Origin of the sequence: Streptomyces sp. NPDC014891 (genome assembly GCF_043081085.1) — a bacterium.
GTDB lineage: Bacteria > Actinomycetota > Actinomycetes > Streptomycetales > Streptomycetaceae > Streptomyces.
This window is the reverse complement of sequence record NZ_JBIBWF010000005.1, coordinates 589274-610706: the sequence shown is the minus strand read 5'-3', so window position 1 is coordinate 610706 and position 21433 is coordinate 589274. Positions and strand designations below refer to the sequence as shown.

Here is a 21433-nt window from a genome sequence, read left to right as displayed (position 1 = left end):
CGGGGGACCCGGCTCCAAATTCGCGTAAAGATTCTTATCCGGAGCTAACGGGCGAGGTGGCTATGGTAGGGGCTCCACTGGACACCACCAGAGCCGACAGGGGAGGTGCGGCTGCGCCTGTGGATCGGGGAGGAGTGCTTAGGCGTCTTCTCAGGTCGGCGGGTGAGCCGAAATCCGTGACCGACACCGCTGACCGAATCCGCACCGCCGACTCCGCTCCCACCACCGCGACCTTCGCATCGGATGCGGAATCGCAGGCGTGGACTCCGCCCACCTGGGAGGAGATCGTCAGCACGCACAGCGGCCGCGTGTACCGCCTCGCCTACCGGCTGACCGGCAACCAGCACGACGCCGAGGACCTGACCCAGGAGGTCTTCGTCCGCGTCTTCCGCTCACTGTCGACGTACACGCCGGGCACCTTCGAGGGCTGGCTCCACCGCATCACCACCAACCTCTTCCTCGACATGGTGCGCCGCAAGCAGCGCATCCGCTTCGACGCGCTCGCCGACGACGCCGCCGAGCGGCTGCCCAGCCGCGAGCCCTCCCCGCAGCAGGTGTTCAACGACACCCACTTCGACGCCGACGTGCAGCAGGCCCTCGACACCCTCGCGCCCGAGTTCCGCGCCGCGGTCGTCCTCTGCGACATCGAAGGACTGTCGTACGAGGAGATCGCCGCGACCCTCGGCGTCAAGCTCGGCACCGTCCGCAGCCGCATCCACCGCGGCCGCTCCCACCTGCGCAAGGCCCTCAAGCACCGCTCGCCCGAAGCACGGGCGGAGCGTGCCCTGGCCTCCGTCGGATGGGAGGCGGGCACAGCGTGAGCGGCACAGCCCCCTCCTCTCCCACCCCCGCGGAACACCACCTCGGGGACCGGCTGGCCGCGCTCGTCGACGGCGAACTCGGCCATGACGCCCGCGAGCGGGTCCTCGCCCACCTCGCGACCTGCGCCCGCTGCAAGTCGGAGGCCGACGCGCAGCGCACCCTCAAGAGCGTCTTCGCCTCGGCGGCCCCGCCGCCGCCCTCGGAAGGGTTCCTCGCCCGGCTCCAGGGACTGCCCGGGGGCCCCGGTGAGCCCGGCGGACCGCGCGGCCCCCTCGAAGAGCTCCTCGGCACGGGCGGCGTGCGCTCCGACGGCTTCGCCACGGCCGCCGTCGTCACCCCGCACCCCGGGCACCCCCGCCCGCAGACCGGCTTCCGCATCCACGAGGTCGGCGACCGCGCCGGATCCTCCTGGCGCGGCCGGCGCTTCGCCTTCGCGGCGGCCAGCGCCGTCTCCTTCGCGGCCATCGCCCTCGGCGGCACCCTGCCGCTGGAGGCCTCGGTGAACGCGAGCGCGCGCGGCGGCCAGGGCACCGGCACGGCGGTCACCCCGCTGCGCACCACCGCCACCGGCCCCGGCGGCGGCACCGCCCTCGGACGGGGCAACCGCTCCGGCGAGCGCGGCGCCCAGTCCGTCGACGGCGGGCACGTGCTTCCCGGCGCCCCGCTGACCCCCGGCATCCCGGCCGCCCTCCCGCACGGACCGGTGTCGCCGCTCGGTCCCGGCACGGTGCCGGCCGGCGCCGTCCCACCGGACGCGGTGCGCTCCCCGGCGATGCCCCTGGTGGCCGTACGGTTCCGGGAGCCGGGCACGCCGTCGCTGCTGGCCCTCTCGCCGTTCGTGCGACCGACGGCTCCGGCGCTCCGGCTGGCCCTCGGCCCCGCGCCCGCTCCGGCGCCCGGTCCGACGACCGCGCCGCTCGGCTCCCACCGCTGACCCGCGACCTGGTTGAATCCAGGGACAGGGACGCCCGCCCAAGGGGGGCGCGGACGGGTCAGCGGGTTGCGGGGAGAGCATGGAGAACGGGAAGCCGAACTGGTGGAGCCGGCCGTCGAGCGCACCGGAGGCGGCACGGATACCCACGCCGCCTCCGACGGGCGACCGCGCGGAGGACGCCACCGGCACGCATGACACCGACGGCGACTTCCCGCTGCCCGCGCCGCAGCCGCCGACCGAGGCGCCCGCGGCCACCGGCACCGCGGCGCCCGACGTGACGGATCCGGCGGCCCGCACCGGGGCGCCGGACCTGCCGGACACCACTGATGTGCCGGACGAGGCGGCGACGGGGGAGACCGCCGACGCGCCGGCCGTCCGGCTGACCAAGGGCGAGACCCCCGCGGACGCGGCCCCCACCGAGACCCTCCCGGTCGCCGGGGCCCCCGCGGACGCGGCCCCCACCGAGACGCTCCCAGTCGCCGCGGCCGACGCCCCGCAGTCCGCCCAGCCCGCGCCGGCGCCCCTCCACGCGCCCGACGAGTACCGGACGCCGCCCTACGGCGAGCCCGGACCCTGGGCGCCCGCGCCGCCCGTACAGCGCCACCCGGCGCCCGTACCGCCGCCGCGGGGCCACGTACCCCCCGCGCCGCCGCACCACGGACCCCCGCACCCCGCGCCGGGCGCCGCCGTGCCGCCGCCGGCCGGCGCGCCCTGGGGGCAGTACGACCCCTGGACGGCCGGCGGCGCCGGGCTCCCGCCGCTGCCCCCGAGGAAGTCCCGCAAGGGGCTCGCCCTGGCCGGCGCCCTCCTCCTCGCGCTCGTCACCGGAGTCATCGGCGGCGGCATCGGCGCGTACGTCGAGCGGAACGGCGGGATCACCACCGTCGAGCTGCCGCAGGCGGCGGGAGGCGACACCGACCGCGCCCCGGACAGCGTGGCCGGGATCGCGGCGAGCGCCCTGCCCGGCGTCGTCACCCTGCACGTGAAGGGCGGCGGTTCGTCCGGCACCGGCACCGGTTTCGTCCTCGACACCAAGGGCCACATCCTCACCAACAACCACGTCGTGGACGGCGCCGAGTCCTCCCGGGACATCTCGGTGACCTTCTCCAGCGGCGAGACCGCCCGTGCCAGGGTCGTCGGCAAGGACACCGGCTACGACCTCGCGGTCGTCCAGGTCACCGGGGTCTCCGGCCTCAAGCCGCTGCCCCTGGGGAACTCGGAGGACGTCCGCGTCGGCGACCCCGTCGTCGCCATCGGCGCCCCGTTCGACCTCTCCAACACGGTCACCTCCGGCATCATCAGCGCCAAGGAGCGCCCGATCACCGCCGGCGGCGAGAAGGGCGACGGCAGCGACATCAGCTACGTCGACGCCCTGCAGACCGACGCCCCCATCAACCCCGGAAACTCCGGCGGCCCCCTCCTGGACGCCAAGGGCCGGGTCATCGGCATCAACAGCGCCATCCGCGCCGCCGGCGGCTCGGGCGACGGGGAGGGCGACGGCGCCTCCCAGCCGGGTTCCATCGGGCTCGGGTTCGCCATCCCGATCAACCAGGGCAAGCGGGTCGCCGAGGAACTCATCAACACCGGCAAGGCCACCCACCCCGTCATCGGTGTGAGCCTCGACATGCAGTTCAACGGCGACGGCGCCCGGGTCGGCGAGAAGGGCAAGGACGGCTCCGCCTCCGTCACGCCCGGCGGGCCCGCCGCGACCGCCGGGCTCCGCCCCGGCGACGTCATCACCAAGGTCGACGGCCAGCGCGTGCACAACGGCGAGGAGCTGATCGTGAAGATCCGCGCCCACCGCCCCGGCGACCGGCTGGAGCTCACCCTGACCCGCGGTGGCAAAGAGCTGACAAAGACCCTGACGCTCGGCTCGTCCCAGGGCACGTGAGCGCCATGTGGCGGACACCGGGAGGTACCCGTCCGGCAGTCTGGGCGGGTACCGTGGACCGGGCCCTTGACCGGCATGAAGGAGCTACTAGGTGTTCAGCGACATAGGCGCACTCGAGCTGGTGACGCTCGTCGTCCTCGCCGTGCTCGTCTTCGGGCCGGACAAGCTCCCGAAGGTCATCCAGGACGTCTCGCGCTTCGTCAAGAAGGTCCGGGACTTCTCGGACAGCGCGAAGGAGGACATCCGGAGCGAGCTGGGGCCGGACTTCAAGGACTTCGAGTTCGAGGACCTCAACCCGAAGACGTTCCTCCGCAAGCAGATGGACCAGAACGAGGACCTCCGGGAGCTCAAGGAGCTGCGCGGCAGCTTCGACCTCAAGAAGGAGATGAACGACGTCGCCGACGCGGTCCACGGCCGCGAGCCGCAGACCTCGGCCGTCAACGGCTCGGCCGCGGCCGGCGCCGTGACCTCCGCCAACGGCACCCCGGACCTGCTGAAGAAGCAGGACAAGCCGGGCACCGACGAGCGTCCTCCGTACGACTCCGACGCGACCTGACGACGGGCTGTCACCGACCCGACGCGTCCTGGTGGCTATCCTCCCTCTGTTGACGGAACGAGGAGGCGGCCGAGATGGAGACCACGAGTCGGGTGGAGGGCGTGCCCCTGGCCCGGCGGACCGCCGAGGGGTATCTGCGGGCACCCTTCCCCTGGTACGGCCTCGACGAGGCGTTCACGGGGCCGCGCTGGCTGATGCAGGTGGGGACGGCGGCGGACGGCAGCGTGCAGCACGGCTCGACCGGGCACGGGGAGACGCCGTCGATAAAGACCGACGCGAGCGGCGCGGAGAAGGAGCGGTTCGCCGTCGTCGTGACGGTGGCCGCGAGCCCGGTCCGGCGGACCGGTGACGGCACGGGCGTCCTCGACGCCACCACCGTGTCCTCGGCGGCCTGGCTGGCCGGCTCGGGCCTGCTGGTGCACACCTGGCCCCCCTCGCTGGACCACGCGACGCGGGACAACTGGCTGGACCAGCAGACCGAGACGGCCTTCGAGCTGGCCGACGACCTCGGCGGGGCGGAGTGGACGACGCTCTCGCTCCCCGTGGACGGGGTGCCGGTGCCGTTCCACTACCGCGAGTCGGAGTTCGGCTGGGTCCTCGCGGGATCCGCGGGCGAGGTGCACATCGGCGCCTACGGGCGCGGGATGAGCGCGTACGGGCTGGGCTTCGCCCAGATCAAGGACCTCGACGCGTACGCCTGACGGCATGCCTCAGGGCCGCTCTCCCGTGGGAGGGCGGCCCTGAGGCACGTCTCAGAACTTGTTGCGCGGCGTGATGCCGAGGCTCATGCCGGAGAGGCCGCGCTGGCGGCCGCCGAGCTTGCCGGCGATCGCGCGGAGCGCCGCGCCGGCCGGCGAGTCCGGGTCGGACAGCACGACGGGCCTGCCCTCGTCACCGCCCTCGCGGAGCCGGACGTCGATCGGGATGGAGCCGAGGACCGGGACCGTCGCCCCCGTGGTCTGCGTCAGGCCGTCGGCGACCCGCTGGCCGCCGCCGGTGCCGAACACGTCGACCATCTCGTCGCAGTGCGGACACGGCAGGCCCGCCATGTTCTCGACCACGCCGACGATCTTCTGGTGGGTCTGGACGGCGATGGAGCCGGCCCGCTCGGCGACCTCGGCCGCCGCCTGCTGCGGGGTCGTGACGACCAGGATCTCCGCGTTCGGGACCAGCTGCGCGACCGAGATCGCGATGTCGCCGGTGCCCGGGGGCAGGTCGAGCAGAAGGACGTCCAGGTCGCCCCAGTACACGTCCGCGAGGAACTGCTGGAGCGCGCGGTGCAGCATCGGGCCGCGCCACACCACCGGCGCGTTGCCCGGGGTGAACATGCCGATGGAGATGACCTTCACGCCGTTCGCCGACGGCGGCATGATCATGTTCTCGACCTGGGTCGGACGGCCGTCCGCGCCCAGCATGCGCGGCACGCTGTGGCCGTAGATGTCGGCGTCGACGACGCCGACCTTCAGCCCGTCGTCGGCCATCGCCGCGGCCAGGTTCACGGTGACGGAGGACTTGCCGACGCCGCCCTTGCCGGAGGCGACCGCGTACACCCGGGTCAGCGAGCCGGGCTTCGCGAACGGCACCTCGCGCTCGGCGCCCGTGCCGCGCAGCGCAGCGGCCAGCTCCTTGCGCTGCTCGTCGCTCATCACGTCCAGCGCGACGTCGACCGCGGTGACGCCCTCGACGCCGGCGACGGCGTCGGTCACCCGCTGGGTGATGGTCTCGCGCATCGGGCAGCCGGAGACGGTCAGGTAGACCGTGACGGCGACCTTGCCGTCCGGTTCGATCTCCACCGACTTGACCATGCCGAGCTCAGTGATCGGTTTGTTGATCTCGGGGTCGTTCACCGTCGCCAGTGCTTCGAGCACCGCGTCTTCCATAGCCATACCGACGATGGTACGGCGCCGACCACCGGCCCATGAAAGGCCTGTCAACGGTCGGGTACGTCACTTCCCCGGGGGTCCGCCGGCGGGAATAGATCCCTGCGCTCCTCCAGCTCCCTGATCAGGTCCTGGAGTTCCGAGCGGATCCAGTCGCGGGTGGCCACCTCGCCGAGGCCCATCCGCAGCGCCGCGATCTCCCGGGTGAGGTACTCGGTGTCCGCGATCGACCGCTCGTTCTGCTTCCGGTCCTGTTCGAGGTTGACCCGGTCGCGGTCGTCCTGCCGGTTCTGGGCGAGCAGGATCAGCGGCGCCGCGTACGAGGCCTGGAGGGACAGCGCCAGCGTCAGGAAGATGAAGGGGTACTCGTCGAACTTGAGCGCCCCCGGCGCGAAGATGTTCCAGACGACCCAGACGATGATCGTCAGGGTCATCCAGACGAGGAACCGCCCGGTCCCCAGGAAGCGGGCGATCCGCTCCGAGAGCCGCCCGAACGCCTCGGGGTCGTACTCCGGCAGCAGTTTGGCCCGCCTCTCGCGCGGCAGATCGAGCCGGATGCGGGGACCCGGCCGCTCGCGCTCCCGGTCCCGCTCGCGGTCCTGCGTGCGCTCAGCCGCCATGCCCGGCCCCCTCCTGGTGGAACTCGGTCTCGCGCCAGTCGTCCGGCAGCAGGTGGTCGAGCACGTCGTCGACGGTGACCGCGCCGAGCAGCGACCCGCTCTCGTCGACCACGGGCGCCGCGACCATGTTGTACGCGGCGAGGTAGCTGGTGACGGCCGGCAGCGGGGTGTCCGGGCCGAGCGGCGGCAGGTCGCTGTCCACGATCGAGCTGACCAGGGTGAACGGCGGATCGCGCAGCAGCCGCTGGAAGTGCACCGTGCCCAGGTACTTCCCCGTCGGCGTCTCGTCCGGCGGCCGGCACACGTACACCTGCGCGGCGAGCGCCGGCGACAGGTCCTGCTGCCGCACCCGGGCCAGCGCGTCCGCGACCGTGGCGTCCGGCCGCAGCACGATCGGCTCGGTCGTCATCAGACCGCCGGCCGTGCGCTCCTCGTACGCCAGGAGGCGGCGCACGTCGGCCGCGTCGTCGGGCCGCATCAGGGTCAGCAGCCGCTCCTTGTCCTCCTCCGGCAGCTCGGACAGCAGGTCGGCCGCGTCGTCCGGGTCCATCGCCTCCAGGACGTCGGCCGCCCGCTCCTCCTTCAGCTTGCCGAGGATCTCGATCTGATCGTCCTCCGGCAGCTCCTCCAGGACGTCCGCAAGCCGGTCGTCGTCCAGGGCGGCGGCCACCTCCGCGCGCCGCTTGGGCGGGAGGTGGTGCAGGGCGTTGGCGAGGTCGGCGGGGCGCAGCTTCTCGAAGGTGGCGACCAGGTTCTCGGCGCCCTGCCCGTGCTCCTCCAGGGAGAAGCCGGTGACGCCCGACCACTCGACGGTCAGCGTCTCGCCCCGGCGGCTCAGCACCCCGCCCTTGCCTTTGCGGACGAAGACCTTGTCGATCTCCCAGTCGCGGCGGGCGGGCAGCTGCTGGATGGCGACGTCGAGGACCGTGACCTCCTCGCCCTCCTGCCCGCCGGGCCCCACGAGCCGGACGCGCCGGTCGAGGAGCTCGCCGAGGACGAGCCGCTCGGTGGGGCGCGGTTCGAAGCGGCGCATGTTGACCACACCGGTCGTGATGACCTGGCCGGACTCCACGCCCGTGATCCGGGTCATCGGGACGAACACCCGGCGCCGGCTGAGGACCTCCACGACCATGCCGAGCAGCCGCGGCGGCCTGCGGCCGACGCGCAGCATCGCCACCAGGTCGCTGACCCGGCCGACCTGGTCGCCGACGGGGTCGAAGACCGGGACCCCGGCGAGATGGGAGACGAAGATCCGGGGGGCGCCTGCCGCCATGCCACGCGCCTCCTCGGTGTCGCACGATTCGAGTCATTGCAGAGCTTTGCCGGGTTCAGGCTAGCCCGTGCCGTTCCGCACCGCCCCGGCAGCGCCTCCGTACGGCTGCTGCGGGGCGCGTCGCCCGGCCCGGGTACGCTGCGGTCTGCCGTCCCCACCGGCACGCCGGCCGTCCGCCCGGCGACAACTGGCAGCACAGAGGGCCGCCGCCCCGGGTCTCCCCGCAGGGGGCCGCGGCCCGTGTCCCCCCACGACATGAGAGGCAGCGCCGATGGCTGTTCGTGCCGCGTCGTCGCGTATCCACCGGGCCGTCGTGCCGCTCGCGCTCTGCGCCGGCCTGACCGTGGGGCTCACGGCCTGCGCCGCGGATCCGGACGAGGGGACCAACGGGGTCGGGAGGCTGTCGGCGGCCGAGATCGAGGGGAAGGCGCGGTCCGCCGCGGACGGCGCCGACGCGGTGCGGCTCTCCGGCACCCTGGTCAGCAAGGGCGACACCTTCAAGCTGAACATGCGCCTGCGGCAGGACGGCGCCACCGGCTCGGTGACGACGAAGAACAGCACCTTCGAGCTGCTGCGGGTCGGCGAGGCGCTGTACCTGAAGGCGGACGCGGACTTCTGGTCGCACGGCGCGGAGGGCGGCGAGGAGCCGACGGAGGCGGACGCCGAGGCCGCCGACAAGCTCGACGACAAGTACGTGAAGGTGCCGCAGGGCGACCCCGCGTACAAGCAGCTGCGCGGGTTCACCGACATGGACCTGCTGCTCGACGGTCTCACCGGGCTGCACGGCGAGAAGGTCAAGGGCGACCGTGACCAGATCGGCGGGGTCCGCACGATCAAGGTCAAGGGCGGCGCCGACGGGGAGGGCGGCACCCTCGACGTGGCCCTGCAGGGCGACCCGTACCCGCTGCAGTTCGCGCGGGGCGGGGGAGCGGGCCTCGTCGTGCTCTCCGAGTGGAACAAGGACTTCCTGCTGTCCGAGCCGTCGAAGGAGGAGATCCTCGACTACGGCAAGCAGCTGCCCAGGACCTGATCCCGGGGCGTGCCGCCGGAGGTCCGCGGACGGGTCAGCGGCGCCGGCGGCGCTTGACCAGCAGCCGGGGGAGCCCGGCGGGCACCGGGTCGCGGGTCGTGGCCGGCGAGGGCAGCGGCACGGCCGCCAGGGAGCCGTCCGGCAGCTCCGTGGTCGAGGAGCGGGGGTCGAGCCGCAGGACGCGGCATTCGCGGCCCCAGCGGTCCGTCATGGCCTCGCCGTCGGGTGCGTTGAGCCGCTTGCCCTTGAGCTCGGCGACCGCCGCGTCCCACTCCCCGGTGCCGTGCGCGATCTCCCGTACGGCCGCCGTCCAGGCGACCAGCCGGCCGCCCTTGTCCTTGCTGCGGACCGTGACCTCGGCCGTGCCGCCGTCCACCAGCCCGGGCAGCGGCTGCTCGCCGGGGCCGTCGCCGACGACGAACGCGGCGCCGTCGGACCAGACGTGCCAGAGCGCGCGGGCCGGGCCGGTGCCGCGGACCCACACCAGGCCGGACTTCTTCGTGGCCTCCTCGACGAGGGCGGACCCGAGCAGCTCTTCAGTCATGGCCCGAAGCCTAGGGGATGTCCCGCCGGCCGGGCCGGGCCGGCGGTGTCCCCGGCCCGGCCCGGACGCGCCCCGGCGGTCAGAGCCAGCCGTTGCGCTTGAGCGTGCGGTGGATGGTGAAGCAGATCGCGACGATGCCGGTCAGCACCATCGGGTAGCCGTACTTCCAGTGCAGCTCGGGCATGTGGTCGAAGTTCATGCCGTACACGCCGCAGACCGCCGTGGGGACGGCGACGATCGCCGCCCACGAGGTGATCTTGCGCATGTCCTCGTTCTGCGCGACGGTCGCCTGCGCCAGGTTGGCCTGGAGGATCGAGTTCAGCAGTTCGTCGAAGCCGACGACCTGCTCCTGGACGCGTGCGAGGTGGTCGGCGACGTCCCGGAAGTACTTCTGGATGTCGGGGTCGACCAGCCGCATCGGCCGCTCCGAGAGCAGCTGCAACGGCCGGAGCAGCGGGGTCACGGCCCGCTTGAACTCCAGTACCTCGCGCTTCAGCTGGTAGATCCGGCCGGTGTCCGTGCCGCGCGTCGAGCCCTTCGCGGCCGGCGAGAAGACGTCGATCTCCAGCTGGTCGATGTCGAGTTCGACGGCGTCGGCGACCGCGATGTAGCCGTCGACGACGTGGTCGGAGAGGGCGTGCAGCACCGCCGACGGCCCTTTGGCGAGGAGTTCGGGCTCGCCCTGGAGGCGGTGCCGGAGGTTGCGCAGGGAGCCCTGGCCGCCGTGCCGGACGGTGATGACGAAGTCGGGTCCGGTGAAGCACATCACCTCACCGGTCTCGACGACCTCGCTGGTCGCGGTGAGTTCGGTGTGCTCGACGTAGTGGATCGTCTTGAAGACGGTGAAGAGGGTGTCGTCGTACCGCTCCAGCTTGGGCCGCTGGTGGGCGTGGACGGCGTCCTCGACGGCGAGCGGGTGCAGCCCGAACTCGGCCGCGATGCCCGCGAATTCGGCCTCGGTCGGCTCGTGCAGGCCGATCCAGGCGAAGCCGCCGTTCTCCCGCACCCGGCTCATGGCGCCGCGCGGGGTGAGGCACTCGCGGTCGTCGACGCGGCGCCCGTCGCGGTAGACGGCGCAGTCGACCACGGCGCTGGAGGCCGTGTGGTCGCGGGTGGGGTCGTACGAGGTGTACGTGGTGGGGGTCTTGCGCAGGGGGTGCCGCAGGCTCGGACGGACGGCGGCGCGCAGGTCACGGATCATCGACATGGGCATGCTCCTTCACGGAGAAGCCGTCGGCGAGCGTGGAACTGCCCGGAATGGGGACGTGGAGCTACGTCGTCCACAAAGCGGGCGGCACCGAGGGATCGCGGTGACGGCGTTCGCTACAGACAGGCAAAGGCGAGATGCTCTTCCGTCGTGCGAGATGCCGGAGAGGGCGGACCCCGTGGGAGACACGGGCCGGGATCACCGGAAGTGCGTACGCACCGGGCTCGGGTGCGGGGCGGAAGAGCGGCTGGTACTGCCCGATCGACTTCGGTCCATCGCAGCCCCACCTCCTCCGGCCGGTCCCTCGTGAGGGATGACATGTGACGAGTAGTCGGGAGTTCGGGACTCCCGACCAGCGGCCAAGACTATCAGCCGACTGAGGGTCAATCCCTTCCTTTGCCCGTTCCATACGCGCTTTATGCTCAAGACATGGGAGAAGTTCTTGCTCTGGTCGAAGCCCGGTTGCGCACGGCGCTCGGGGAACCGGACGCGCGGGCCGCGGTGACGTTCCTCGGGACGGACCGGATCGAGGTGCTCCGCTTCGTCGAGGGCGACCTCGTGCGGTACGCGACCCTCGGCATGTCCGCGCAGCCGATGGCCGATCCGACCGCCCCGCTCGCCGACCCCGTCAAGGGCCCGCGCGCCGAGCTCGTCCTGACCGTACGGGCCGGGCTCGCCGACACCGACAAGGTGCTGCGCCCGCTCGCGGTCCTCGCCGCGACCCCGCAGGTCGAGGGCGTCGTCGTGGCCGCGGGCGCCTCGCTCGACGTCGGCGACCCGCTCTGGCCGGGCGCCGCGTTCAGCTCGGTCCTGGTCGCCGGGTCGGGCGGCCTGGTCGAGGATCTGGAGCTCGACGAGCCGATGGACCCGGTGCGCTTCCTGCCGCTGCTGCCGATGACCCCCAACGAGGCGGCGTGGAAGCGGGTCCACGGGGCCCAGGCGCTGGAGGAGCGCTGGCTGGCGCAGGGCACCGACCTGCGCGATCCGCTGCGCGGATCCGTGCGGCTCGACTGAGGCGCGGGCGGCGGGACGGGTCTCCCCGCGACCCGGCCGGGGGGCCGGACGCGACGGATTCCCCGGGGCGGCTCCGCGCGGTGCGCGCGGCCCGTCCGGGTGTTCCGTCCGCCGGGGCGCGGTCACGCCCGGGCGACGGCCCTGCTGGCGACGAGATTGGCGATCACCACGTAGACCACCGCGGGGATGCCGTAGTCGAGCAGCACCTGGAAGGTGTGGTTGGCGACGTCGAACAGTCCGATCGACCAGCCCGCGAGCCAGTCCGCGGCGCTGTGGAACCAGCCCACGACGGTGTTCGCCCGGTTGGCGTCGAGCAGGTCCAGGGCGATCCAGACGACCAGGATGCCCGCGAGGACGTGGGCCACGGTTCTTATGACGGAGTCGATGCCTCTCATGGATTCCGTGTTGCCCGGGCCGTGCGCCCCAAACCGGCCGCCGCGGGTCCGTCCCCTCCGGCGGCCGGTCTCCGGCGGGCTCAGCCCGCGAGGACCTCGGCGCCCTCCGGCGCGGCGCGCTCCGGTGCGCGCTCCCCGGCCGCGGGGACGAGGGAGCCGCGGCGGACCCGGACGACCAGGGCGCCGAGCACCGCGGCCACGCCGGCCACCACGAAGGGCATGTGGACGTCGCTCCACTCCTCGATCTTCGGCGCGAAGTACGGGGCCGCCGCCGCGGCGAACCAGCGGACGAAGTTGTAGCCGGCGCTGGCCACCGGGCGCGGGGCGTCCGAGACGCCCAGGGCGAGCTCGGTGAAGACGGTGTTGTTGACGCCGATGAACACGCCCGACAGGACCGTGCAGACGACCGCGGTCGTGTGGCTGCCGTAGCCGAGCACCACCACGTCGGCCGCGAGGAGCACGAGCGAGCCGCCGAGCACCGTGAGCGAGCCGAAGCGCCGCTGGAGCCGGGGGGCCACCAGGACCGAGGAGACGGCGAGCAGCACGCCCCAGGCGAAGAACACCGCGCCGGACCGGTACGGGGACATGTCCAGGACGAACGGGGTGAAGGCGAGCACCGTGAAGAACGCGTAGTTGTAGAAGAACGCGGCGGCCGCGGCCGAGGCGAGTCCGCCGTGGCTCAGGGCCCGGATCGGGTCGAGCAGCGAGGTCTTGCGGGCCGGCTTCGGCTGCTCCTTGAGGAAGACCGTGATGCAGAGGAAGCCGACGGCCATCAGCGCGGCCGTACCGAAGAAGGGGTAGCGCCAGCTCGCGTCGCCGAGCACGGCGCCGACCAGCGGCCCGCAGGCCATGCCGAGGCCGAGCGCCGACTCGTAGAGCAGGATCGCGGCCGCGCTGCCGCCGGCCGCGGCGCCGACGATCACGGCGAGCGAGGTCGAGACGAAGAGGGCGTTGCCGAGTCCCCAGCCGGCCCGGAAGCCGACGAGCTCGCCGACGGAGTCCGAGGTGCCGGCGAGGGCCGCGAAGACGACGACCAGCGCGAGTCCGGCGAGCAGGGTCCGGCGGCCCCCGATCCGGCTGGAGACGAAGCCGGTCACCAGCATCGCGACGGCGGTGATGAGGAAGTACGACGTGAAGAGGAGCGACACCTGGCTGGGTGTCGCGTCCAGGCCCCGGGCGATCGACGGCAGGATCGGATCGACCAGGCCGATGCCCATGAAGGCGACGACGGACGCCCCGGCCGTGGCCCAGACGGCCGGGGGCTGGCGCAGGATGCCGCCCCCGCCGAAGCCTTCCTCTGCTCTCTCCATGGGTGCCGCTCCTCCGCGTCGAGATCGTTGCGATATACACAGAATAAGTTAGGGAGGCTAATGGATGCAAGTTACATCTATATGGGCGGGTGGCGTGGGGTGAACGCCACGGGCCGGACGGGTGATCGTCGGTGACCGTCCTTGACGCGGGGCTCGCGTGGTAGGACCGTTGAGCCCTATGAGGGGCGAACCCAGTTGTCCGAAGTGCGGTGGCCGGGTCAGGGCGCCCGGACTCTTCGCCGACTCCTGGCAGTGTGACGTGCACGGCTCGGTGCACCCGCTCCAGCCCGTGATCCCGCCCAGCGTCGAGGCCCTCGGCGTCGTGGTGCACCGGTCCCACGTTCCGGTGTGGATGCCGTGGCCCCTCCCCGTCGGCTGGCTCTTCACCGGAGTCACGTACGCGGGCGACGACCGCAGTGGAGGGCGCGCGACCGCCGTCGCCTGCTCGGGACCCGGCCCCCTCGGGGGCATCGGAGAGCTTCTCCTCGTCGCCGAGGAGCTCGGCGTCGGCCTCGGCGCGCGGTACGCCGGCATCGACGGCCCCGACCCCGGGGCGGGCATGGCCATCGACAAGCCCCCGCAGACGAAGGTCCTCGCCGCCGGACGCCCGACACCGCTCTGGCACGTCAACGGCGCCCCGCAGGACCGTGCGGTGTTCGCGGGCGAGGCCCGCGGCCTCTGGCTGTGGGCGATCGTCTGGCCCGAGCAGTCCGGCCTCCTGATGTACGACGAGCTCGTCCTGACGGACCTGCGGGACGCCGGCGCCGAGGTCGAGCTCCTGCCGTGCGGAGCCCTGACGCCGCGTCTGCTGGGCTGAGGGGTCCCGGAGGCCGGTCCGGCCGCCTCCTGCCGTACGGGCGTGTTCGATTCGCCCGTTATGCTGGAGCGTCCCCCGTCCGTGCCGAAGCCCTGGAGTACCGCGTCGTGCGCATCGACCTGCACACCCACTCCACGGCCTCCGACGGGACCGACTCCCCGGCCGAGCTCGTCCGCAACGCGGCCGCCGCCGGACTCGACGTCGTCGCGCTGACCGACCACGACACCACCCGGGGCCACGCCCAGGCGATCGCCGCGCTGCCCGAGGGGCTGACCCTCGTCACCGGGGCCGAGCTCTCCTGCCGGATCGACGGCGTCGGCCTGCACATGCTCGCGTACCTCTTCGACCCCGAGGAGCCCGCCCTCCTCGCCGAGCGCGAACTCGTCCGCGACGACCGGGTCCCCCGCGCGCGGGCCATGGTCGGCAGACTCCAGGACCTCGGCGTCCCCGTCACCTGGGAGCAGGTCGCCCGGATCGCGGGCGACGGCTCCGTGGGCCGCCCGCACGTCGCCGAGGCCCTCGTCGAGCTCGGAGTCGTCCGGGACGTCTCCGGCGCCTTCACGCCCGAGTGGCTCGCCGACGGCGGCCGGGCGTACGTCGGGAAGCACGAGCTCGACCCGATCGACGCCATCCGCCTGGTCAAGGCGGCCGGCGGCGTCACCGTCTTCGCGCACCCGCTCGCCGTCAAGCGCGGACAGGTGCTGCCCGAGGCCTCGATAGCCCGGCTCGCCGAGGCCGGACTCGACGGCATCGAGGTCGACCACATGGACCACGACGAGGCGACGCGGGCGCGGCTGCGCGGGCTCGCGAAGGAGCTGGGTCTGCTGACCACCGGCTCCAGCGACTACCACGGCAGCCGCAAGACCTGCCGCCTCGGCGAGTACACGACCGACCCCGAGATCTACGGCGAGATCACCCGCCGTGCCGCCGGAGCCTTCCCCGTCCCCGGCGCGGGCGGACCCGCCGCCCAGGGCCCGTCCGGCCCCGAGTAGCCGGGCCGCTCCGGCCGCCGGTCCCCGGGCTCCGCGGAGCCCGGATCCTCACCGCGGGACCCGTTCCCCCGGCCGGTCGGCCGGGAGGTCCGCCGCGTCCCGCCCCCGAGGGCCGGGCCGCGCGGTCCGTGCCGCGTCCGCCCGGCGCTCCGCTTCCTTCCCGGTCCGCCCCCGCACGGCCCCGTGCCGTGACGCGGGGCGGCCCTCCTCCCGCCCCGCCGTCGGAATCCCGCATTCCGCGGCCGGGCCGCACCCCACCGTTCGACCTCTCCCGCAAGGCACCCCACCGTGTTCGACGCCGCCGTCTTCGGCTCGCTGTTCCTGACCCTCTTCGTGATCATGGATCCCCCCGGGATCACCCCGATCTTCCTGGCCCTCACCTCCGGCCGCGCCGCCAAGGTCCAGCGCCGGATGGCCTGGCAGGCCGTCGCCGTGGCCTTCGGGGTCATCTCCGTCTTCGGTCTGCTCGGCCAGCAGATCCTGGACTACCTGCACGTCTCGGTCCCCGCGCTGATGATCGCGGGCGGCCTCCTGCTGCTGCTCATCGCGCTCGACCTGCTCACCGGCAAGACCGACGAGCCCAAGCAGACCAAGGACGTCAACGTCGCCCTGGTCCCGCTCGGCATGCCGCTGCTCGCCGGGCCCGGCGCCATCGTCTCGGTGATCCTCGCCGTCCAGAACGCCGACGGCGCGGCCGCGCAGGTCTCCGTCTGGGCCGCCATCGTCGCCATGCACGTCGTGCTCTGGCTGACCATGCGCTACTCGCTGGTGATCATCCGGGTCATCAAGGACGGCGGTGTCGTCCTCGTCACCCGCCTCGCCGGGATGATGCTCTCCGCCATCGCGGTGCAGCAGATCATCAACGGCGTGACGCAGGTCGTCCAGAACGCCTGACGCGCGGGGAGGCACCCTCCGGCCCGCCGGGGGACCCCCGGACACCACTGCGCCCCCGTACGGATTCCGCTCTGGCGAAGTCCGTGCGGGGGCGCGGTGCGTGGGATGGACCCGACCTGTTACGAGGCCGAGGTCTCGGCGGGGCGGATCCAGATGCGCTGGCCGATCGAGGCGGCCTGCTGCACGATCCGGTTGACGGAGGCGGCGTCCACGACGGTCCGGTCGACGGGCGTGCCGTCGATGTCGTCGAGTCGCAGGATTTCGAAGCGCACAGGCTTCTCCCTTCGTCTGAGTTGATCCTCCTGGTGGAGAACTGCGTTACGTACGGGTCCAACGACATGCATCCTGCAAACATTCCTTACGCTAAGGAAAATTTTCGGATGTCTAACTACTGACGGGTAGGAGGGTGTGGCGGCCGGACCCGGAGCGGCGGAGAATGAGCCCCGTATGAACGACGCAGACACCACTCAGGTGACCGAGACCGACGCCCGCCTGCGCGCCCTCGACGGGCGCCTGGAGCGCACCAATGAGCTCCTCCAGCGGATGCTGGCCGAGGTCGCCAAGACCCCTTCTACCCATGCCATCTTCGTCGACGCAGGTTACGTCCATGCTGCGGCCGGGTTGCTGGTGACGGGAACCGAGGACCGGCGCTCCTTCGACCTCGACGCGGAGGGCCTCATCGAGGCCTTCATCGACAAGGCCCGCACGATCTTCGCCGACAGCAGACTGCTCCGCGTCTACTGGTACGACGGGGCCAGACGCCGCATCCACACCCCCGAGCAGCAGGCCATCGCCGAGCTTCCCGACGTCAAGGTGCGCCTCGGCAACCTCAACGCCAACAACCAGCAGAAGGGCGTCGACTCCCTCATCCGCACCGACCTGGAGTCGCTCGCCCGCCACCGCGCCATCAGCGACGCCGCCCTCGTCGGCGGCGACGAGGACCTCGTCTCGGCCGTCGAGGCGGCCCAGGGGTACGGTGCCCGCGTCCACCTCTGGGGCATCGAGGCCGCCGAGGGCCGCAACCAGGCGGAGGCGCTCCTCTGGGAGGTCGACAGCCAGCGCACCTTCGAGCTCGACTTCTGCCGCCCGTACGTCACCCGCCGTCCCGTCACCACGTACGAGAACGAGGGCGAGCCGCCGCCGTCCCGCGAGGAGGTGCGGTTCGTCGGCGCCCAGATCGCCGCGACCTGGCTCGGTGAACGCGGCCGGGACCGGCTCGCCGAGCTGCTGCCTGGCGCGCCCTATCTGCCCGGCCCCGTCGACCAGGACCTGCTCGTCGAGGCGGAGCGGCTGCTCAGCCGGTCCCTGCGCGGCCACGCGGGACTCCGGCGGGCCCTGCGGGACGGCTTCTGGCAGCACCTCAAGGCGCAGTTCTGAACCCCGCCCGCCGGCGCCGGTGACCCGGGGTCAGCGGGCGGAGCCGACTCCGGCGGGGGCCGCCGTCCGCTCCCAGAAGCCGGTGAGGCGGTCCGTCAGCTCCCGCGGGTGCGACACGTTGGGGGAGTGGCCGGCGCCCGCCACGACCGTGTGGTGCGCGCCCGTGCGGGCGGCCGTCGCCGCGAGCACCGCCGTGGGCCAGACCATCTCGTCCGCCCCGTACGCGATGTGCAGCGGCATCCGCAGCGCGGCGAGCTCCGCCGTGCCGTCCTGACGGCTGAGCAGCAGCCTCCCCGCGCCCGCCAGTTGCGCGATCCGGGTCCGCATCCAGCGCCGCCGCAGGAAGCCCGCGAGCTCCGGCGCGTCGTCCGTGTCCGGCTCCTCGCCCCGGCTGTCCAGCCAGCACATCGCCTGCCACACCCGCTCCTTCGGCAGGAACGCGAGAGCGACGCGCAGCGCGCGCACCCGGACCCGCTGCGGCCGGGCGACCCGGCCGGGGCCCGAGGAGAGCAGGGTGAGCGAGCGGAAGGCGGCGGGGGCGAGCGCGGCGGCCGCGCGGGCGACCAGGCCGCCGAACGAGTGGCCGAGCAGATGGACCGGGCCGTCGCCGAGCGCCGACGCCTGCGCCACCGCGTCGAGCGCCAGCGCCCGGCGGCGGTAGCCGGCCCGGCCGCGGGACCCCGGGGACTGGTACTGGCCGCGCCCGTCCACCGCCACCGCCCGGTACCCGGCCTCGCTCAGCGGGCCGAGCAGCGCCAGGAAGTCCTCCTTGCTGCCGGTGTACCCGGGCAGCAGCAGCACCGTCCCGCGCCGCTCGCCGCGGGGCCCGGCGTCGAGCACGGCGAAGTCCCCCCGGGCCGTCACGAGGTGGTGGGCACGGGTGCCGGCAGGCAGGACGAGGGACCGGGGCTTGCTCATGTCTGGACTGTAACCGCGCCCGCCGGGCCCGGCCCGGGGGACCTCACCCGGCCGCGGGGCCGACGCCCGGGGCGCCCGCCTCCGGACGGACCGAGGCCCGGCCCCCGAAGCGGGGGTCGGGCCTCGGCCGTGGAGAGCGGGCGGGATCAGCTCTCGGGCTGAGCGGCCGCCGCCTTCTTCGTGGTGCGGCGGCGCGGGGCCTTGGGCGCCTCCTCGGCGGCCGGGGTCTCGGCGACCGGCTCCGCGACGGCCTTCTTCGTCGTACGGCGACGGGCCGGCGCCTTCGGCTCCGAGGCCTCGGGAGCCTCGGCCGCGACGGCCTTCTTGGCGGCGCGGCGGCGCGGGGCCTTCGGCGCCTCCTCGGCGGCCGGGGTCTCGGCGACCGGCTCCGCGACGGCCTTCTTCGCCGTACGGCGACGGGGGGCCTTCTTAGGCTCCTCGACGACCGCGACCTCGGCGACCGGGGCGGCCTCGACCACGGGAGCCGGGGCGGTCTCGACGACGATCGCCGGGGCCTTCGCGACCGGGTTCGTGACGATCACGGTCGCGGCCGCGGTCGACGAGGCCGGCGAACCGGCGGCCTTGCGGACCACACGGCGCCGGACCGGCGCCTTCGGCTCCTCGACGACCGGCGCGGGCGCCGGCTCGACGACGGGCTCGACGACCGGGGCGGTGGTCACCGGCGAACCGGCGGCCTTCCGCACCACACGACGGCGGCGCGGCGCGGGCACCTCGGCCGTGACCACGGCCTCGACGACCGGCACCACGGGCTCGGCCGCCACCGGAGCGGCGACGACCGCCGCGACCGGCTCGGCCACCGCGGGAGCGGCGACGACGGCAGCCACCGGCTCCGCCACGGCCTTCTTCGCGGTGCGGCGACGGGGGGCCTTCTTGGGCTCCTCGACGACCGCGACCTCGACGACCGGGGCGGCGACGGGCGCCTCGACGGCCTTCGCGGCGCGCAGGGCGGCCGCGGCCGTCTCGACCGTCTGGAACGACACGGTGTCCTCGACCGGGAGGACGCGGGGCCGACGACGGCGCGGGGCCGGAGCCGACTCCTTGACGGCGGCGGCCGGGGCGGCGGGCGCGGTGCGCTCGGCCTCCGGACGGGCCGCGGTACGGCTGCGGCGGCGCGGGGCCTTCGGCTCGGCCGGGGCCTCGGCGGCGGGGGCCTCGGTCACCGGCGCCGGAGCGGCCGTCTCGACCACGGTCCGGGCGGCCGGAGCCTTCCGCTCGGTCTCGGCGACCGGCGCGGGCGCGGCCTGCGCGGCCGGAGCCGACGCGGCGTCCTGCGCCTGGGCCTGGGGCGCGGAGCCGGGGGCGCCGACGCGGGTGCGGCGGCGGCGCCGCGGGGTGCGCGGGCCGGACTCGGCCTTCGCCTCGTCCGTCACCGGCGCGGCCTCGGCGGCAGGGGCCGCCGCGTCGCCGAGCTCGCCGCCACGGGTGCGCCGGCGCTGACGCGGGGTCCGCGTCCGCTCCGGGCGCTCCTCGGTCCGGTCGTTCTTCGGGCCGCGGCCACGGCGTCCGCCGGGCTCGCCCAGGTCCTCCAGCTCCTCCGCGCCCAGACCGGCGCGGGTCCGCTCGGCGCGGGGCAGGATGCCCTTGGTGCCCGCCGGGATGTCCAGCTCCTCGTAGAGGTGCGGGGACGAGGAGTACGTCTCCACCGGCTCGTGGAAGTCCAGCTCGAGGGCCTTGTTGATGAGCTGCCAGCGCGGGATGTCGTCCCAGTCGACCAGGGTCACCGCGGTGCCCTTGGCGCCCGCGCGGCCGGTGCGGCCCACGCGGTGGAGGAAGGTCTTCTCGTCCTCGGGCGACTGGTAGTTGATGACGTGGGTGACGCCCTCGACGTCGATGCCGCGGGCCGCGACGTCGGTGCAGACGAGCACGTCGACCTTGCCGTTGCGGAAGGCGCGCAGCGCCTGCTCGCGGGCGCCCTGGCCGAGGTCGCCGTGGACGGCGCCGGAGGCGAAGCCACGACGCTCCAGCTGCTCGGCGATGTCGGCCGCCGTGCGCTTGGTGCGGCAGAAGATCATCGCGAGCCCGCGGCCGTTGGCCTGCAGGATGCGGGCGACCATCTCCGGCTTGTCCATGTTGTGCGCGCGGTAGACGTGCTGCTTGATGTTGGCGACGGTCGCGCCCTCGCCGTCGGGCGAGGTGGCGCGGATGTGCGTCGGCTGCGACATGTAGCGGCGGGCCAGGCCGATGACCGCGCCCGGCATGGTCGCCGAGAACAGCATGGTCTGGCGCTTCGCCGGAAGCATGTTGATGATCTTCTCGACGTCGGGCAGGAAGCCCAGGTCGAGCATCTCGTCGGCCTCATCCAGGACGAGGACCTTGACGTGGGACAGGTCGAGCTTGCGCTGGCCGGCCAGGTCGAGCAGACGGCCGGGGGTGCCGACGACGACGTCGACGCCCTTCTTCAGCGCCTCGACCTGGGGCTCGTACGCCCGGCCGCCGTAGATGGCGAGCACGCGGACGTTCCGCACCTTGCCGGCGGTGAGCAGGTCGTTGGTGACCTGCTGGCACAGCTCGCGGGTGGGGACGACGACGAGCGCCTGCGGGGCGTCGGTCAGCTGCTCGGGCTTCGCCCGGCCGGCCTCGACGTCCAGCGGGACGGTGACGCGCTCCAGGATGGGCAGACCGAAGCCGAGGGTCTTGCCCGTGCCGGTCTTGGCCTGGCCGATGACGTCGGTGCCGGTGAGGGCGACCGGGAGGGTCATCTCCTGGATGGGGAAGGGGTTGACGATGCCGACGGCCTCAAGCGCTTCGGCCGTCTCGGGAAGGATTCCGAGGTCTCGGAAAGTCGTAGTCAGGGTGCTGCCTCTTCTGTGGACGCGGTGCGAGGCGAACGAAGGGGGTCGTACCGTGCCGGGAACTGCCGGCGCGATCCGGGGGATCGCTGCCGGGTGGCACGGGACCACTGCCGTCGCTCGAGCGTCGTACCGCTGAGGTGACCCTT

General features: G+C 73.6%; 21 protein-coding genes. 11 read left to right on the top strand and 10 right to left on the bottom strand.

The features are described 5' to 3' along the window. The first annotated feature begins 62 nt into the window (after positions 1–62). From sigE to ACF09E_RS18030, 5 genes are all read left to right on the top strand, one after another. Positions 63–821, top strand: a complete 759-nt coding sequence (sigE, locus tag ACF09E_RS18050) for an RNA polymerase sigma factor SigE (protein ID WP_073912007.1) — start codon at positions 63–65, stop codon at positions 819–821. Next, positions 818–1756 carry an anti-sigma factor family protein gene (locus ACF09E_RS18045; RefSeq protein ID WP_392206046.1) on the top strand — a complete coding sequence of 313 codons (939 nt, stop codon included), beginning with the start codon at positions 818–820 and terminating at the stop codon, positions 1754–1756. The genes sigE and ACF09E_RS18045 overlap by 4 nt, the downstream gene beginning before the upstream one ends. A 79-nt stretch (positions 1757–1835) precedes the next feature. After that, complete coding sequence (locus tag ACF09E_RS18040; RefSeq protein ID WP_392206045.1) at positions 1836–3647, top strand: trypsin-like peptidase domain-containing protein; 1812 nt, start codon at positions 1836–1838, stop codon at positions 3645–3647. 91 nt (positions 3648–3738) lie between these two features. Beyond that, complete coding sequence (locus ACF09E_RS18035; protein WP_392206044.1) at positions 3739–4203, top strand: sec-independent translocase; 465 nt, start codon at positions 3739–3741, stop codon at positions 4201–4203. A 74-nt stretch (positions 4204–4277) separates the two neighbouring features. Continuing rightward, positions 4278–4904, top strand: coding sequence for a hypothetical protein (locus ACF09E_RS18030; protein WP_361859279.1), 627 nt, complete (start codon positions 4278–4280; stop codon positions 4902–4904). A gap of 51 nt (positions 4905–4955) precedes the next feature. Here the strand turns inward: ACF09E_RS18030 and ACF09E_RS18025 are convergent, their stop codons facing one another. From ACF09E_RS18025 to ACF09E_RS18015, 3 genes are read right to left on the bottom strand one after another with little or no spacing between them, the layout of a single operon-like run. Further along, positions 4956–6089, bottom strand: coding sequence for an Mrp/NBP35 family ATP-binding protein (locus tag ACF09E_RS18025; protein ID WP_392206043.1), 1134 nt, complete (start codon positions 6087–6089; stop codon positions 4956–4958). Between the two features lie 44 nt (positions 6090–6133). Next, a complete protein-coding gene (locus tag ACF09E_RS18020; RefSeq protein ID WP_388793230.1) occupies positions 6134–6703 on the bottom strand; it encodes a DUF1003 domain-containing protein in 570 nt (189 codons plus the stop codon). Beyond that, positions 6693–7976, bottom strand: coding sequence for a magnesium transporter MgtE N-terminal domain-containing protein (locus ACF09E_RS18015; RefSeq protein WP_388793231.1), 1284 nt, complete (start codon positions 7974–7976; stop codon positions 6693–6695). Before ACF09E_RS18015 ends, ACF09E_RS18020 begins: the two co-directional genes overlap by 11 nt. 271 nt (positions 7977–8247) lie before the next feature. Here ACF09E_RS18015 and ACF09E_RS18010 point away from each other — a divergent pair, with 271 nt between their 5' ends. After that, positions 8248–9006, top strand: coding sequence for a hypothetical protein (locus tag ACF09E_RS18010; protein WP_392206042.1), 759 nt, complete (start codon positions 8248–8250; stop codon positions 9004–9006). A gap of 34 nt (positions 9007–9040) precedes the next feature. On the opposite strand, the gene ACF09E_RS18005 is transcribed toward ACF09E_RS18010, so the two are convergent. Next, complete coding sequence (locus ACF09E_RS18005) at positions 9041–9550, bottom strand: hypothetical protein (RefSeq protein WP_392206041.1); 510 nt, start codon at positions 9548–9550, stop codon at positions 9041–9043. A 79-nt stretch (positions 9551–9629) separates the two neighbouring features. Next, complete coding sequence (locus tag ACF09E_RS18000) at positions 9630–10757, bottom strand: magnesium and cobalt transport protein CorA (RefSeq protein WP_355962391.1); 1128 nt, start codon at positions 10755–10757, stop codon at positions 9630–9632. A 429-nt stretch (positions 10758–11186) separates the two neighbouring features. Between ACF09E_RS18000 and ACF09E_RS17995 the strand changes: the two genes are divergently transcribed. Continuing rightward, positions 11187–11771, top strand: coding sequence for a suppressor of fused domain protein (locus tag ACF09E_RS17995; protein ID WP_392206040.1), 585 nt, complete (start codon positions 11187–11189; stop codon positions 11769–11771). A gap of 122 nt (positions 11772–11893) precedes the next feature. Here ACF09E_RS17995 and ACF09E_RS17990 read toward each other — a convergent pair whose 3' ends face one another. Both ACF09E_RS17990 and ACF09E_RS17985 read right to left on the bottom strand, forming a co-directional pair. After that, on the bottom strand, positions 11894–12136 hold the full coding sequence (locus tag ACF09E_RS17990) for a hypothetical protein (protein WP_388793234.1): 243 nt from the start codon (positions 12134–12136) through the stop codon (positions 11894–11896). 110 nt (positions 12137–12246) lie between these two features. Then, positions 12247–13476, bottom strand: coding sequence for an MFS transporter (locus ACF09E_RS17985; protein WP_392206039.1), 1230 nt, complete (start codon positions 13474–13476; stop codon positions 12247–12249). 178 nt (positions 13477–13654) lie between these two features. Here ACF09E_RS17985 and ACF09E_RS17980 point away from each other — a divergent pair, with 178 nt between their 5' ends. The 3 genes from ACF09E_RS17980 to ACF09E_RS17970 all read left to right on the top strand — a co-directional run bounded on the left by ACF09E_RS17980 (position 13655) and on the right by ACF09E_RS17970 (position 16179). After that, on the top strand, positions 13655–14293 hold the full coding sequence (locus ACF09E_RS17980; protein WP_392206038.1) for a DUF6758 family protein: 639 nt from the start codon (positions 13655–13657) through the stop codon (positions 14291–14293). A 107-nt stretch (positions 14294–14400) separates the two neighbouring features. Continuing rightward, positions 14401–15285 (top strand): PHP domain-containing protein, encoded by an 885-nt coding sequence (locus ACF09E_RS17975; RefSeq protein WP_392206037.1) that lies wholly within the window; start codon positions 14401–14403, stop codon positions 15283–15285. Positions 15286–15573: 288 nt separating this feature from the next. Beyond that, complete coding sequence (locus tag ACF09E_RS17970; protein WP_361850593.1) at positions 15574–16179, top strand: MarC family protein; 606 nt, start codon at positions 15574–15576, stop codon at positions 16177–16179. Between the two features lie 119 nt (positions 16180–16298). On the opposite strand, the gene ACF09E_RS17965 is transcribed toward ACF09E_RS17970, so the two are convergent. Beyond that, positions 16299–16451 (bottom strand): hypothetical protein, encoded by a 153-nt coding sequence (locus tag ACF09E_RS17965; RefSeq protein WP_086024648.1) that lies wholly within the window; start codon positions 16449–16451, stop codon positions 16299–16301. A gap of 175 nt (positions 16452–16626) precedes the next feature. Here ACF09E_RS17965 and ACF09E_RS17960 point away from each other — a divergent pair, with 175 nt between their 5' ends. Continuing rightward, positions 16627–17556, top strand: coding sequence for an NYN domain-containing protein (locus tag ACF09E_RS17960; RefSeq protein WP_361850591.1), 930 nt, complete (start codon positions 16627–16629; stop codon positions 17554–17556). Between the two features lie 30 nt (positions 17557–17586). Here ACF09E_RS17960 and ACF09E_RS17955 read toward each other — a convergent pair whose 3' ends face one another. Then, positions 17587–18474, bottom strand: a complete 888-nt coding sequence (locus tag ACF09E_RS17955; RefSeq protein WP_392206036.1) for an alpha/beta fold hydrolase — start codon at positions 18472–18474, stop codon at positions 17587–17589. A gap of 146 nt (positions 18475–18620) precedes the next feature. Continuing rightward, positions 18621–21194: a DEAD/DEAH box helicase gene (locus ACF09E_RS17950; RefSeq protein WP_392206035.1), complete on the bottom strand. Its 2574-nt coding sequence runs from the start codon at positions 21192–21194 to the stop codon at positions 18621–18623. Positions 21195–21433: the final 239 nt, after the last annotated feature.